We start from the raw sequence: 14685 nt of genomic DNA, 5'->3' as shown, positions 1-14685 counted from the left end.
TTTTTATGAAATATGTAATATTTATTATCATTTTATTTCTATTAGATACATAAATATGTTAAAATTATTATATAAAATATTTTACATTGAAGGGTAATTAATGTTATGGACGAAAAAAGATTTGCTGTTTTAATAGATGCTGATAATATTTCAGCAAAATATATAAAAAACATATTAGATGAAATATCCAATTATGGAATTGCGACATATAAAAGAATTTATGCTGACTGGACTAAACCAACTGTAGCTGCATGGAAGGATGTTCTACTTGAAAATTCAATAATACCTGTTCAGCAATACAGCTATACTACTGGTAAAAATTCTACTGACTCTGCTTTAATAATAGATGCTATGGATATGCTGTATTCAAACAATGTTGATGGCTTCTGTATAGTTTCAAGCGACAGCGATTTTACAAGACTTGCTATGAGACTTCGTGAATCAGGAATGATGGTAATAGGAATGGGAGAAGAAAAAACACCTAATCCTTTTATAAAATCATGCCATCAGTTTAAATTCCTTGATATTATTGCAGATGATGACTCTCTCACAAAAGTAAAAAAAGAAACTGATAGTGTATCTTGCGAAAGGACTATATCTCAAGTTACTTCTAAGAACACAGTAGACAAAAGCATGACAAGTATACAGATAATCACAAGCGAAATACTAAATATAATAAGTGATCTTCAAGATAATGATAACGGTATAAATATTGGAGAAGTAGGTCAACGTATTATTAAAAGATATCCTGATTTTGATGTAAGAAATTATGGATATAGTAAACTTTCAAGATTTCTTAATGATATTGATTGTTTAGAAATAAAAAACACATATGTAGTTCTAAAAAATGATATAAGCGAAAAAAAAGATCGAAGCCTTCAAATATCTAAAGCTATAAGAAATGATATTATAGAAATAATACAAAATAATAACAATAAGGCTCTTATGAGTTTAGTTCACCAAAAAGTATTAGAAAAATACCCAAATTATATAAAAAAATATGGATATAACAAAGCTATTAATTTTTATAAATCACTTGATTTTATATCCATAAAAAAATCTAATAACCTTTTCTTTCTTTCAATGAAGTAAGACCGTTGCCCAGAATGGCAATGGTCTTATACTTTATTATTAATTTAATAATAATGCACATATAACTCTACATTGATCAACTGCTTTTATTATATATGTTTACCTAAAACACTGGCCCAAATTAACTACTTTTTCAACCTCACTGAATATATACTCTGATAATTCTTGAACAGTTAGTTTTTTCATCTTACTCCCATTGTATTTGAAGTATTTTTTTATAAGATTAAGAAGGTACTGCTGATTCATTTCTTTTAACTTATCTATCATTTCTACTTTATTTTCTTCATTATATATTTCAAATGGATTTATAATTTCTTCATCAATACCTTCTTTTACTGTTTTCTTTATATTAGTGTCTTTGAATTTAATATTTATCTTGATTTCATATGAATTGTTAGGATAAAGTAAATTAAACATTTCATTTATAATCTTTTCAAGTTTAATAGATTTATCACAATAATCCTTATTCTCTATAGTATTATAATCAATATTACTATCATCTTTATTCTTGTTAAGCTTATTAAAAACCCTAGTAACTGTACCTTTATTATATTTTAAATTTAAAGATTCTCTGCTCTCTCCTCTAAGTAACGCCTCTTCTATTTCAAATTGAATTCCTTTTTTCATCTATCTACACCTCTCAATTATCTCTTTTGCTAAACTATCAATAGTTTTAAATTCAAATCCATATTTAGATTTAATAGTTCTATACCTGAACATAAAATTACATATTTCTGATAATTTTGATCTGTTGTAGATTATTGTACTAAATAATTTAGGAATCTTTCCTGAGTTATAATCAATCTCCAAACTGCCTTTGATCCCAGTATAAGGCTTGCAGTTCTTATATCTATTAACAACGACACCAAGTGGTTTAATAGAATAACTCGGATCATATCTTTTTATTTCTCTAGCCTTTGCATTAATCTTTTTAACAACCTGAGTTAATCCATAATAAGATAATGCATCAGCAATTACAGGAACAATATAATATTTACTTGAATAAATCCCACACATTGTAGTGCTATTCAAATTCGGAGGACAGTCTATTAAAATATAATCATATTGTGAATCTAATTTATCAAGCTGCTCCTTTAATACACTTAAAGATTTATCATTATGATTAACCCATGATACTTCATCATATATATCTATCAAATCAATGCTAGAAGGAAGTAAATCAAGGTTTCCTATTCCATTTCCAATATTGCTTACTCCTCTTATAATTGATTTATTCACATCAAAAACTTTTGTTCCTTGTATTTTATCAAGAAATAATTGATAAATAGTCTTATTATTTTCATTTGCTTCTTTCCATGTCTTTTGACTTATAAGTAATACTGTAGCATTAGTCTGCGGATCTAAATCTATAACTAAAACCCTCTTGTTATGCACAGTTGATAAAATTTCTGCAACTGAAACAAGTAACGTAGTCTTTCCAACTCCTCCTTTAAGATTAATAAAACTTATTACATCAGCCATATTTTTCTCCAAAAAATTATTCTATTACATAATTATTAAAAGTTGACTAGATTTATTCTTAAAATAAATTACATAAAACCAATAAGAAATAACTCATAATATATAATCTATATTTAAGTTTCTATCAATAATGAATTTTTGTTTTTAGTACCGCCATATATTATTCATAATATATAAATGAAAAAGATTTTATAAATTTAATATTTATTCCATTTGTTGTATAATATATACAATATATATAAAATAAGTAATAGATGAGGTATAAACAATGTCACATATAGTTGGAAAAAATGCATACAAAAGTTTAGAAGAACGTCTAAATAAGTTTCCCCAAGGAGCTCCACCTTCAGAAACTTTATATAAAATATTAAGAATGATGTTTACTGAAAAAGAAGCAGCACTTGTAGCACAGCTTCCTATAAAAGAATTTAATGTAAAAACAGCAGCTTTTATTTGGAAAATGACTGAAACTGAAGCAGAAAAAATATTAGACACTCTTGCTTCAAAAGCCTTAATACTTGATCTTGAATGTGAAGCAGGTGGAGAAAGAAAGTATTTAATGGCTCCTCCTATGGCAGGATTTTTTGAGTTTGCCTTAATGAGAACTGGTGGCAATTTAGACCAAAAGGTTTTAAGTCAGCTACTTCATCAATACTTAAATGTTGAAGGTGATTTCATGAAAGAATTATTTTGGGGTACTGAAACAAAAATGGGGAGAGCCTTTGTTCAAGAAAGGGTTTTAAATGATGAAAATTCAATAGATATTTTAGATTACGAAAAAGCAAGTCATATTATTAAAAATGCAAAGCACATATCTGTAAGCATGTGCTACTGCAGGCACAAGGCCCATCACCTAGGCGATGAATGTTATGCTCCTATGGAAACATGCTTAAGCTTTGATAGTGTAGCTTATACCCTTGCCAAACATAATTATGGAAGAAAAATAGATGCATCAGAAGCACTTGATATTGTAAATAGAGCCTACGAGTATAATTTAGTTCAATGTGGTGAAAATGTGCAAAAATCTCCAAGTTTTATGTGTAACTGCTGTAAATGTCATTGCGAAGCCTTTGTTTCAGCAAGAAAATTTGGACTTTTAGTACCTGTAAATACAACTAGCTATATTCCTGTTGTTGATACTGAAAAATGTATTGGCTGTGGAAAATGCAATAGAGTCTGTCCAATGGATGCTATTACAGTAAATGAAAATGAAGTAAAGTTAAATGCTGAAATGAATATAAGTAATTCAAATAAAACTTCAGCAAATACTGACACTAATGAAAAAAATCAAAAAAATAATCCTAATATAAGAACTAAAAAACATGCGTCAGTAAACAAAGATATATGCCTTGGATGCGGCGTATGTGTAAAGAACTGCCCTGTAGGTGCTATAAAGCTAGAAAGAAGAAAAGAACAGGTTATAACTCCAGTAACCACTGTACATAGAGTTGTTCTAGCTGCCATAGAAAAAGGTCAACTTCAAAATCTCATTTTTGATAATAGTGCCTATAAAAGTCATAAAGCCATGGCTGCCATATTAGCTGTTATACTAAAGCTTCCACCTGTTCATAAACTTATGGCAAGCAAGCAGATGAAATCTGTGTATTTAGCTAAGCTTCTTGAGAATTCATAAATAACCTAAAACTTAATAAATATAAAAAAATGTAGTAGACTATTTACACAAATCTACTACATTCCTAACTTTTGATTTTATTACTCTATTCTAAAATCTTTAACAGAATCATATACATCTTTACTTATATCTAATATGTTTTCAGCATCATTTTGAGCTCTACTACTTTCTTCAGCTATTGTCTTTGAATTTTCTGATAAAGTTTCAATAGTAGCAAGTACTTCTTCAACACTAGCACTTTGCTCTTCTGCTATTGCAGACATATCTGTAGAAATCATTGTACAACTTGTTACTTTTGATCTCATTTTTTCAAGAGAAGTATTAGTAGTTTCTATTTTATTTATTATATTTTCAAATGATACTAATGTTTTCTTAGCAGCTTCTTTACTTATCACAACGCAATTGCTACTATCTTCTTTAGCTTTATTTGTATCTTTTAAGTCAGCCTCAACTTGATGAATTAATTGTTCAATATCATTAGCTGCTGCTGCACTTTGTTCAGCTAAAACTCTTATTTCTTCAGCAACTACACTAAATCCTTTTCCTGCTTCTCCTGCTCTTGCACTTTCGATTCCTGCATTTAAAGATAGAAGATTAGTTTGCTCTGAAATTCCTTTTATTAAACCAATTATATTTTGCATCTTATCGCTTGCTTCAAAAACATTTTTTATTTTCTTATCAAGTATGTTCATTGATTCATCTATCTTTTGTATACTATCATCAAGTTCTAATATATCACTCTTACTTACATGTGAAATTTCCATAGTTTGTCCCATATTATAGCTTACTATATTTTCTAATTCTGAACATTCTTCCATTGATTGTGCAAGTGATACAGTATTTTCAGCACTTTGAGTTACTGTAGATGCAATTTGCGTCATAGTCTCTTTAAATTCTTCCATAGCTTGAGATTGTGTTTTGGATGCTTCAAATAATTTATGTGATAATTTCTGCCCTGATTCACCTTGATTTTGCATATCCTTTGATAAAGATATTAAACTTCCAATTTTTTCTTTCATTTTTGTCGAATATGTTTTAAGTGTATCAGCCATAATTCCAATTTCATCATTACTTGTTGTTTCTACTTCAACTGTTAAATTTCCATCTATCATTTCAGTTAGCCCTTTTGTTATACTAGATACAGGTTTTGTAACTTTTCTTATAAGTAACATTTGGATTAATAAACCAATAATCATAACAACACTTATACATGATATTACAAATATATTAGCCCCATTAAGTCTTTTAAATACTGTACTACTGTCTAAATATGAAATAATAGCCCATGATGTACCTTCAATTTTTGAGTTACATATTATATGATCATTTTTATCTTGTATACCTTCACTACTTGTTAAATTTTCTGTAATTTCACCATCTGAAAGATTACTCCCAATTAAATCTTTATCAGAATGTGCTATTACAGTACTATCACTTAAATCAATAACTATATTTTTTGCATTTTCTATAACATTTAGTTGACTTAATGTATCACTTAATTCATCTAAGTATATATCTCCACAGATGATAGTTCCATCACTGATTTTTCTTGTTGCAGTCACTATTAATTCTCCTGAATTTGCATCTTTATAAACGTGACCTAATTCAAATTTATCAGTATGTTCTTGGCCTTCCTTATACCATTCTCTCTGCTTTACATCGCCTTCTAGAATATAATCTGTTGAATCTAAATATCTTCCATCTGAAGTATATAAATAGATACCTGCACCTAATCCATATTTTCCATTTAACGATTTGATATACTCTTCATCTATTCCATTAGTCTCTATTGAATCTGCAATTACATTTAATTGTGCCAATATTGTAGTCATATACTTTGATATTTCAACACTCTCCTTTTCAGTACCTAATGAAATTAAATTATATGTCAATTCATGTATTGTTTTTTTAGTATACAAATAATAAATACCTGTACTAATTGCAGATATCAATATCATAATAGACATTGTGGTGGATAATATTTTTTTACTCAATTTACCTCTCTTTACTTTCTTCATTAGTTAACCCTCCAATATTTTCAACTATAAAATTTTCTTCTTACTTATTATCGCCCAATTTATAAACAAGTTTACTCAATATGCCATATATTTCAAAAAAAATATCAAAAAATATATTTATTTACATGTTAATATAATATTTTTCAACAATATATATTAAAAATTATTTATTTGAGCAGATATTATCCCATTCTTTCAAGCATTACCCTTGTCTTTTCTCCACCACTTAAAAGATTAAAATTCATCTTACAAAAGCTTTCATTTATCTTAAGTTCTGTACATACTCTGCTTAATTTTTCTTCTATATCATATCCACCAATGGAATCATAATGTGCCTGTAACTTGCTGTATCTTTTAAGGGCTTTTTCAAGTTCAGCTCCACTTAATAATGCCATACTTTTCTCTAAACTCTTAATCTCACTTTCAACACTATATGCTTCTTCAAATGCCATGTTCAATACATCCACAACATTTAATCCATCAGAATAATATGAAATCTGATCCAAATAACTTATTTTTGTATTTTTAGAAATAAATACACTCCACTTATCATCTCTAGTTAATGTAATAATTCCAACAATTAATTTTAATAATGTACTTTTCCCAGTACCATTATCTCCTACAATTCCAACCTTTTCTCCATCATATATATTAAAACTTACATCTTCGAGCCTTGAAGTTATTTCAAAGCTCTAAAATTAATTCTTAGTTAAAACATCAAATCAATAATCAAAATTTCTTCCAAAATAATAATTCTTAACCCTATATTCCAAAGCATCAACCATATGCTCCTTAAATACTTCACTTCCTATAACTCCCTTCATTTCATCATGAAGTGAAAGAACATATCCTTCTTTTTCTTTGAAATACTTAGATTCTGACTTTAATAAGAATTTAACTGGATTTCTTTTTGCTAACTTCACATAATCATCTTTATTCCACTTTTCAAAATCACTCGTTGATTTATCTCTAAGCATATCAACCTTATTTGAAGGTCTATTATAGAATTCATAAAATGCTTCATAAATATCATCCTTATCTACAGACATTTTTACATTTCCATTATTATAAAAAGCATAAATTACAGGAATTTTATATGTTTTGCTCATACTTGTATTTTCAATCATCTTGATAAAATCATGTCCGATACTATTAAATAAGACTTTCTCATTTTCTTTAAGTTCATCTTGTTCATTTAAAAATTGAATATAATCTTTAAATATATTAAGTTTACTGTTGTTCTTAATTGATGAATATAAAGAATCATCCATATTATTAAATAATTCAACTCTTGTAGGTCTATGTCCTAAATCATCTTTTACTCTGAAATATTCCTCAACAATTAAATCTTTCAATTTCATTTCTTTTGTTGCTAATTGTTTAAATAAATCTATAACTCTAAAATCAAAATCTATTCTACAGTCATCAGGATAATCCTCTTCCTTAATTACTCCTCTTTTTGAACCAACTGCTGAATATTCTTTCCCACTTAATAAAAATGGAATTAAATCTGCCTTTTTATAATTTCCAATAAAATCAAGTACATTTAAATACTTTTTATCATTATACAATCTCAAACCTCTACCAAGCTGTTGTAAAAATACTGTAGGTGATTGTGTTGGTCTTAAAAACATAACCATATCAACTGATGGTATATCTAATCCTTCATTAAACATATCTACTGAAAAAATAACCTTCAATTTTCCTTGTATCAAATTATTTATTGCTTCACTTCTGTCTTTTGCATATTCGCCATTGCTTCCACTATATACCGCCGCACTTTCTATTCCATTTTTACAAAAGTACTCTGCCATATATTCAGCATGTTTTTTACTTGTACAAAAACCTAATGCTCTTTTTGAATTATATTTGCCATAATGATTAAGAATAAGATTGGCTCTTTTATTTAACATTAATGCTTCTTCTAATTCAGTATTATCATACTTACCATTTATGAATTTTACATTATCATAATCAACTGTGTCATCAAATATACCATAGTATCTAAATGGCACAAGATAGCCTCTATTAATTGCATCTGCAAGTCTTACTTCATAAACAGTATTGTAATCACATAAAGCAAATACATCCTTTGAATCTAATCTTTCTGGTGTAGCAGTTAATCCAAGCATAAATTTAGGTTTGAAATAATTTATTATCTTTTGATAATTTCCTGATACTGCATGGTGAAACTCATCTATAACCATATAATCAAAATAATCTCTACTAAAATAGTCTTCATTTAAATATTGGTCTTTTCCCAAAGTCTGAACTAATGCAAATATCATAGATTTATCTGTATCTTTAATATCGTTATAAAAAAATCCAATATCATCTGAATTTCTTACATTTCTAAAACTTTTGGCAGCTTGTCGTATTATTTCTTCTCTATGGGCAACAAACAATATTCTCTTTGAATTTATCGAATCAAATGCTGAAAGATAAGTTTTTCCTACACCAGTAGCAAGTACAACAAGACCCTTATCAAAACCTTCTTCACGACTTTTCTCTAGAGCATAAAGAGCTTCTATTTGTGCTCCTCTTGGCTCAAATAAATTCTTTATATTATTTTCAGTAGTTAATTCATCATCCTCTTCATTAGCGTGTACTATATCCTTAAATATTGCTGGTTTTCGCCAGTTTTTTGAATAAGACCTTAGTACTTCATCTGTAACAATAATTGAATGATTATAGAAAAGATCCTCAAATTCTTTATAAAATAATGAATAATCATTAGGATTTTGTGATTCTACAAATCTATAATTCCATTCAATAGAATTAGTCAACGCACCTCTTGATATATTGGATGAACCAATATAAATTTCATTATCTTCATCATTTTGAAAAATATATGCTTTGGGATGAAATGACCTACGCTCATCATTATAAAATCTCAAATCAATCTTATCCCCAAAGTGTCTTTTCAACTGGTATAAAGCTGAAGGTTCAGTTATATTTAAATAACTACCTGTTAAAATACGTATTGGAATATTCTTTTGGACAGCTTCATTTAAATCATTGATTATAGCATTTACTCCACTTTCCATAAGAAAAGATACTATAATATCAATTTGTTTTGCTTTCTGAATACTTTGTTTTAGCCTGTATATTAAATAATTCTTATCTCCACCTGTTATTACATTGTAATTATATAAGCCTTCATCAATTTCCTTATATTTTATTGATTCGCTTATGTTCAAATTTTCTGCATTATTTAATTCATATCTACTCATTTATAACTCTTCCCCATCACTTACTAAATACATTAACAATTTAATTATTCTGATTAAACTTAATATTATTTATTTAATTACTTATTATTTTGACATAGAATTTCAAAACAGTATTTATCAGCACCATATCTATTCATAATAGTTTCTTCCATCTTTAAAATCTTAAACGCTCCAAAATACTTTTTTATATCTTCCACATCAAAAAATCGCTTCATTCCATCCTTAGTTAAATATAAATTCTTTTCTAATTTTTCACCACAACCAGCATTATAATTTATATCATTAATAGTATTAACCCTAGCTATTAAATAGCCATCTTTGCTTAATACTCTTTTTAATTCTAGTAGTATTTTTTTAGTAGTTGCATCATCAAAATAATGTAATGATAAGTCCGCTATTATTATCTCTGCATAATCATTATTAAATGGTAATCTATTCTCTAAATTAATCTCTAAAATTTTAACATTATCATAATGCTTAGATATTATTTTTAATGCTTCCTTTGAATAATCACACGCTACAACTTTAAAATTTCTCTCAAATAAGTAGCGTGTATCACTACCACTGCCACATCCCAAATCTATAATCTCTTTATCTCTGCTTTTTTCTAAAATATCAGTATATTTATCCAACCATAAGTCGTAAACAGGCTCTGAATCATTAATTGACTTATAAAAATTATCCCAATAGGATATATTACTGTCTTTCTTTAAATTGTTCATCTATACTCCTCATTTTCTAATAAAACGTAAAACAAATTTATAGCTACTCCTAATCATTTTGAGTAACACTTTTCAAAACTATTCCTTCTTTGAATCCGCCCCTAAGTTCTTTCCTTTTATTTCTAACATCCATTAATTCACTTTCACTATATCCTAATGAATCTGCTAACCCAAATAATACTTCCATTAAATCAGCAAGTTCTTCTATATTTTTATCTTCTAAAAATTCATTCACTTCTTCTTGAAGCTTCTTCTCTAACAATTGATGTTTCTCATTTTCTGAAACTATTTCTATTTCACATTCCTTATTATCTTCTTTTATTATGCTTGGAATTTTATCTCTCACTAACTTGTTATAGTTAATTGTATTCATAAATTTTCACTCCATTTTTAGTTGTAAACTCATTTACAGCTTAGATTTAATTACTATATTCTATATAATAATTTAATTTTATACTAATCTAATATATTTTTAAAAGTTTTTTCTATAAAAAAATGACCTACAACAAGTAGATCATTTTATGTCTATAAATCTAATTTTATTCCATTGTTTTTAAGCCATTCACGTCTTGATTCATAGTCAGGTAATATTTCAAACATACTATCCCAAAATTCCTTTGAATGATTTTTATATTTCATATGGCACATTTCATGGACAATAATGTAATCTAAAATATTCGATGGAGCCATTACACTTCTCCAGTTGAATAATAATTCATTATTCTTAGTACAGCTGGCCCATCTTTTCTTCTGCTCTTTTACTTTTATATCTGTCACATTATCTTTAAAGTATGGTTCATAATACTTAACTCGCTCTTTGGCTTTTTTCAGCATCTTCTCTCTATACCATTTTTGAAGTGCATCCTTTATCTTTTCTTCATCTCTAGTATTGGTAGTTACTATAAACTTACCTCTTAGAAGCTTTACAGTTATGTCTTTCACAGTATTGTCATCAATTAATTGAAGTGTATAGTTTCTTCCTAAATAAAGATAGGATTCACCATTTACAGCTTCTCTGTTTATCTTATTTACATTGATATTTTTCACTTCATACTGCTTCTGAACTATCCAGATTGCTTTTGTTTTAACTTTGTTAAGTATAGTATTTTCATCAAGACCTGTAGGAGAAATGACTTTCACTTCTCCTGTTGGCTCTACTTCTATAGTTATATTCTTTTTATTTCTATATTCAACTTCAAAATCTATAAATTTTGTCCCAAATTGAAATCCTAATCTCATTTAAATTCCTCTACTCTATAGATGCATAATGTATTTTTGCAAGATCAATAAGCTGCTTTTTAAGAACTTTAATCTTACTTATAGTATCTGCACCGTATACTTCCCTTATCTTCGCTGATTTAGTCAATAAGAACATATATATCTTACCTTCTATATCATCGCATTTAGTGGAATTTTCACTCCATCCTGCCATATACCATTCATTCTTCATCTTGTTATCAAATTCTTTTGCAAAATCCTTCGTAAAATCAATTATTGTATCAGATATATATACTGCTGAATCTTCTTTTATCTGACCATTATTATTTTCTTCACCGTCTTCAAGAAGTTTTCTAAATGTTTCAAATATAGCAAATTCCTTTTTAGTAAGTCCTAAATCATTTGCTACACTTTCTTCACCCTTATTCATGTCTCTATTTATGAACTCTTGTAATTTAGCCTTTTTAGCAGCCCAGTCATTATTTGTTTCATCTAAAATCTGCTGTAATTTTTCAAATAAACTTGTGTAGTAAACTGGGTTTTCATCCATCTTTATGTGAATAGCATTTTTTATTGCATGTTCCATTGAAGATGCTATTGCTTCATCACTCATATTATTTTGAATCTTACTTTGGAAATCATCCTCAAACAATGTAATTGGTTCAATCCAACCTATAACGCCATTTGATGATAAATGTTCACTTATTATTTCTTTAACTTTTTCACCACAATCACCAATATCGAGCTTCTGCTCTGGATTAAATCTCATTTTTGCTGCTACTCTTATATAAGAAAGCCATTTTACATCATTCATTATATCTTTAGATACTGCTGGCATTAATGTTTCTACTGCTCCTGCAAACTTTTTATATGCCACTTCAAATTCTGCTCTTTTATCTTCTGGTTCAAGAACTTTTACTAACGCATCTAAATTGTCCTTATCTACACCAGTGAACATTCTCATTACATTTTCTCTTAATGACATCATTTCATCATGTAAGCTATCCATAGATTCCATAGGACGACCTAAATCTTCTTTATCAAATATTGCAAGTGCTTCATCTAAGAAATCTAATACTCCATAATAATCAATAACATATCCGCATTTCTTAGTATCTCCACAAGTTCTATTTACTCTGGCAATAGCCTGTAATAATGTATGTTCCTTTAATGGTCTGTCTAAATACATTACCTGCTCTATAGGTGCATCAAAACCTGTAAGTAGCATATCCTTAACTATAAGGAAGCATAATTTGCTTTCAGAAGTCTTTTTCTTAAATTCTTTTATTATCTGCTTCTGTTCTTCTTTTGTTGTGTGATGTTCTCTTAAATATGGTAAATCATTATTATCACCTGAAAAGATGACTTTACATTCTAAATCTTCACCCATAATTTCTTTCATATGCTTATTTAAAGCATTGTAATACTTAACACAAGCTTCTCTAGATACACATACTATCTGCGCCTTAAATCCATTAGGATAAATATATTCCTTATAATGATTAAGTATATCCTTTGCAACTTCATCTATTCTTTCATCTGCTTCAATTACAGTTCTCTTATTAGCATATTTCTGTTTTATTGCTTCCTTTTCTTCATCAGTTCTATCATCAAATGCAGCATCAAAGAGTTCTTCTAAATTATCACCACTTATATGTAAATCTGGTCTTCTGCCTTCATAAACGATTTTAACTGTTGCGCCATCTTTTACTGCATCCTTTATTGAATACTGGTCTATATAAGAACCAAATGTACGTGGAGTAGATTTATCCTCTTTATCAATAGGAGTACCAGTAAATCCAATGAATGTTGCATTTGGAAGAGCATGTCTCATATTGCTAGCTGTACCTTTATACTGACTTCTATGAGCTTCATCTGACATAACTATAATATTGTTTTTAGTTGATAAAACTTCATATTCCTTTTCCATTCTTAATGGATGTAGTTTTTTCTTTTCACCTTCACTTACACCCTTAAATTCCTTTTCCTCAGTTTCACTTTGGAACTTTTGAATAGTTGTAGTTATTACTTGTGCATTTGCTGCTCTAAGTAATTCCTTCATTTGTTCGATTTTAGCTGCACGAACTGGAACTGTGTTGGTTAATGTATTTTGAAGAGTTTCAAATATCTGCTCATCTAAATCTGTTCTATCTGTGACGATTATTATAGTAGCATCACTTAACTTCTTTATACTTCTTATTTTTCTAGATAAGAATACCATAGTAAGTGACTTACCACTTCCCTGTGTATGCCAGACTACTCCACCTTTTTCCAGTGGAGTTTTTCCCTCTTCAATTCTTTTTATACATTTTTGAACTGCTCTAAACTGCTGGTATCTGCATACTTTCTTAACTTTTCTAGAGTTTTCCTTGTCCATATCATAAACAATGAAATTCTGCATTATATCAAGAAGATTTTCTTTTCTAAACACACCTTGTAATAATATATTTTGAGGTGTTTCCTTATACTCTTTTACATCAACGTTCTTAACTGGATAAGCATCCTTCCATTCAACATAATGTTTATATCCACTAGATATTGTTCCAATAAATGCAGTATATTTATTTAATATTCCAGTTATAAAATTAGTATAAAATAACCTTTCAGAACCTTCGATAAAATTAGCATCTCGTCCATTCATATAACGTCTTAACTGTGCATATGCATCATGCTTACCAACACTTTCATTTGAATCACCATCCTTAAATGGAGATTTACATTCTAAAATTGCAATAGGCATACCATTAATAAAAATAACTATATCTGGTCTTATAGTTTCCTGCATACCTTTTACAACAAATTGTCTGCACACTAAAAACTCATTATTATCTATGTTATCAAAATCAATCAAATGAACAGTCTTAGTTTCTTTTCGCCCATCAATAACTTGATCTACTGTCATTTGAAGATTAACTATATATTCATATATCTTTTCATTTATCTCTAAAAGACTACTACCTAAATTATCTGCTCTTTCAAAACTTCTAATAACCTTAGCAGCATTTTCATCAGAAATCCAAGGATTAAGTTTCTTTAAGGACTTCATCATTCTCTTATTCAAAATAACATCACTTAAAGTATCACGTTCTCCTGCTTCTGGAATAAGTTTATCTCCATCTATACAGTCATAGCCTAGTGATTTTAAATATTCCACTGCCGGTAGTTCTACTAGCGTTAATTCATTTCCCAAGTAATTATCCACCCCATCTAACCCTCCTTATTTACTGGCTTTGTCAGTTGTTGCGTTTTTTGCAACAACTGAAATATTAGTGAACTTATTTTGTATT

At 28.4% G+C, this 14685-nt stretch carries 11 protein-coding genes; 2 read left to right on the top strand and 9 right to left on the bottom strand.

Features of this window, described 5'->3' with window-relative positions; translation table 11 throughout:
- Nucleotides 1-105: 105 nt before the first annotated feature.
- Entirely contained in the window at nucleotides 106-1092 is a 987-nt protein-coding gene (locus tag HF850_RS00250) for an NYN domain-containing protein (protein WP_169103475.1), read from the top strand.
- 99 nt (nucleotides 1093-1191) lie between these two features.
- Here HF850_RS00250 and HF850_RS00245 read toward each other — a convergent pair whose 3' ends face one another.
- Both HF850_RS00245 and HF850_RS00240 read right to left on the bottom strand, forming a co-directional pair.
- A complete protein-coding gene (locus HF850_RS00245; protein ID WP_169103474.1) occupies nucleotides 1192-1719 on the bottom strand; it encodes a hypothetical protein in 528 nt (175 codons plus the stop codon).
- Entirely contained in the window at nucleotides 1720-2574 is an 855-nt protein-coding gene (locus HF850_RS00240; RefSeq protein ID WP_169103473.1) for an AAA family ATPase, read from the bottom strand. It lies immediately after the preceding gene.
- 268 nt (nucleotides 2575-2842) lie between these two features.
- Here HF850_RS00240 and HF850_RS00235 point away from each other — a divergent pair, with 268 nt between their 5' ends.
- The gene (locus HF850_RS00235; RefSeq protein WP_169103472.1) at nucleotides 2843-4207 is read left to right on the top strand and encodes a 4Fe-4S binding protein; all 1365 of its coding nucleotides are present in this window, start codon (nucleotides 2843-2845) and stop codon (nucleotides 4205-4207) included.
- An 80-nt stretch (nucleotides 4208-4287) separates the two neighbouring features.
- On the opposite strand, the gene HF850_RS00230 is transcribed toward HF850_RS00235, so the two are convergent.
- From HF850_RS00230 to HF850_RS00200, 7 genes are all read right to left on the bottom strand, one after another.
- On the bottom strand, nucleotides 4288-6225 hold the full coding sequence (locus HF850_RS00230) for a methyl-accepting chemotaxis protein (RefSeq protein ID WP_169103471.1): 1938 nt from the start codon (nucleotides 6223-6225) through the stop codon (nucleotides 4288-4290).
- A 182-nt stretch (nucleotides 6226-6407) separates the two neighbouring features.
- Nucleotides 6408-6908: an ATP-binding cassette domain-containing protein gene (locus HF850_RS00225; RefSeq protein ID WP_169103599.1), complete on the bottom strand. Its 501-nt coding sequence runs from the start codon at nucleotides 6906-6908 to the stop codon at nucleotides 6408-6410.
- Between the two features lie 39 nt (nucleotides 6909-6947).
- Complete coding sequence (locus tag HF850_RS00220; RefSeq protein WP_169103470.1) at nucleotides 6948-9458, bottom strand: DEAD/DEAH box helicase family protein; 2511 nt, start codon at nucleotides 9456-9458, stop codon at nucleotides 6948-6950.
- A 77-nt stretch (nucleotides 9459-9535) separates the two neighbouring features.
- Nucleotides 9536-10180 carry a class I SAM-dependent methyltransferase gene (locus tag HF850_RS00215; RefSeq protein ID WP_169103469.1) on the bottom strand — a complete coding sequence of 215 codons (645 nt, stop codon included), beginning with the start codon at nucleotides 10178-10180 and terminating at the stop codon, nucleotides 9536-9538.
- A gap of 49 nt (nucleotides 10181-10229) precedes the next feature.
- Nucleotides 10230-10553, bottom strand: coding sequence for a nucleoside triphosphate pyrophosphohydrolase (locus tag HF850_RS00210; protein ID WP_169103468.1), 324 nt, complete (start codon nucleotides 10551-10553; stop codon nucleotides 10230-10232).
- 152 nt (nucleotides 10554-10705) lie between these two features.
- A complete protein-coding gene (locus HF850_RS00205) occupies nucleotides 10706-11419 on the bottom strand; it encodes a SprT family zinc-dependent metalloprotease (protein WP_169103467.1) in 714 nt (237 codons plus the stop codon).
- A gap of 10 nt (nucleotides 11420-11429) precedes the next feature.
- Nucleotides 11430-14600, bottom strand: a complete 3171-nt coding sequence (locus HF850_RS00200; protein WP_169103466.1) for a type I restriction endonuclease subunit R — start codon at nucleotides 14598-14600, stop codon at nucleotides 11430-11432.
- Nucleotides 14601-14685 lie beyond the last annotated feature (85 nt).

The sequence above is a fragment of the Clostridium sp. SM-530-WT-3G genome, assembly GCF_012843905.1.
Taxonomy (GTDB): domain Bacteria; phylum Bacillota; class Clostridia; order Clostridiales; family Clostridiaceae; genus Clostridium.
Note: the sequence above shows the minus strand (reverse complement) of the source record. Positions and strands in the feature narration are given on the sequence as shown.

Excerpts from the sequence above, each read along its gene's own strand:
- HF850_RS00210 (WP_169103468.1), bottom strand. The coding sequence starts at position 10,553 with ATGAATACAATTAACTATAACAAGTTAGTGAGAGATAAAATTCCAAGC.
- HF850_RS00240 (WP_169103473.1), bottom strand. The coding sequence starts at position 2,574 with ATGGCTGATGTAATAAGTTTTATTAATCTTAAAGGAGGAGTTGGAAAG.
- HF850_RS00230 (WP_169103471.1), bottom strand. The coding sequence starts at position 6,225 with ATGAAGAAAGTAAAGAGAGGTAAATTGAGTAAAAAAATATTATCCACC.
- HF850_RS00205 (WP_169103467.1), bottom strand. The coding sequence starts at position 11,419 with ATGAGATTAGGATTTCAATTTGGGACAAAATTTATAGATTTTGAAGTT.
- HF850_RS00245 (WP_169103474.1), bottom strand. The coding sequence starts at position 1,719 with ATGAAAAAAGGAATTCAATTTGAAATAGAAGAGGCGTTACTTAGAGGA.
- HF850_RS00215 (WP_169103469.1), bottom strand. The coding sequence starts at position 10,180 with ATGAACAATTTAAAGAAAGACAGTAATATATCCTATTGGGATAATTTT.
- HF850_RS00220 (WP_169103470.1), bottom strand. The coding sequence starts at position 9,458 with ATGAGTAGATATGAATTAAATAATGCAGAAAATTTGAACATAAGCGAA.
- HF850_RS00250 (WP_169103475.1), top strand. The coding sequence starts at position 106 with ATGGACGAAAAAAGATTTGCTGTTTTAATAGATGCTGATAATATTTCA.
- HF850_RS00235 (WP_169103472.1), top strand. The coding sequence starts at position 2,843 with ATGTCACATATAGTTGGAAAAAATGCATACAAAAGTTTAGAAGAACGT.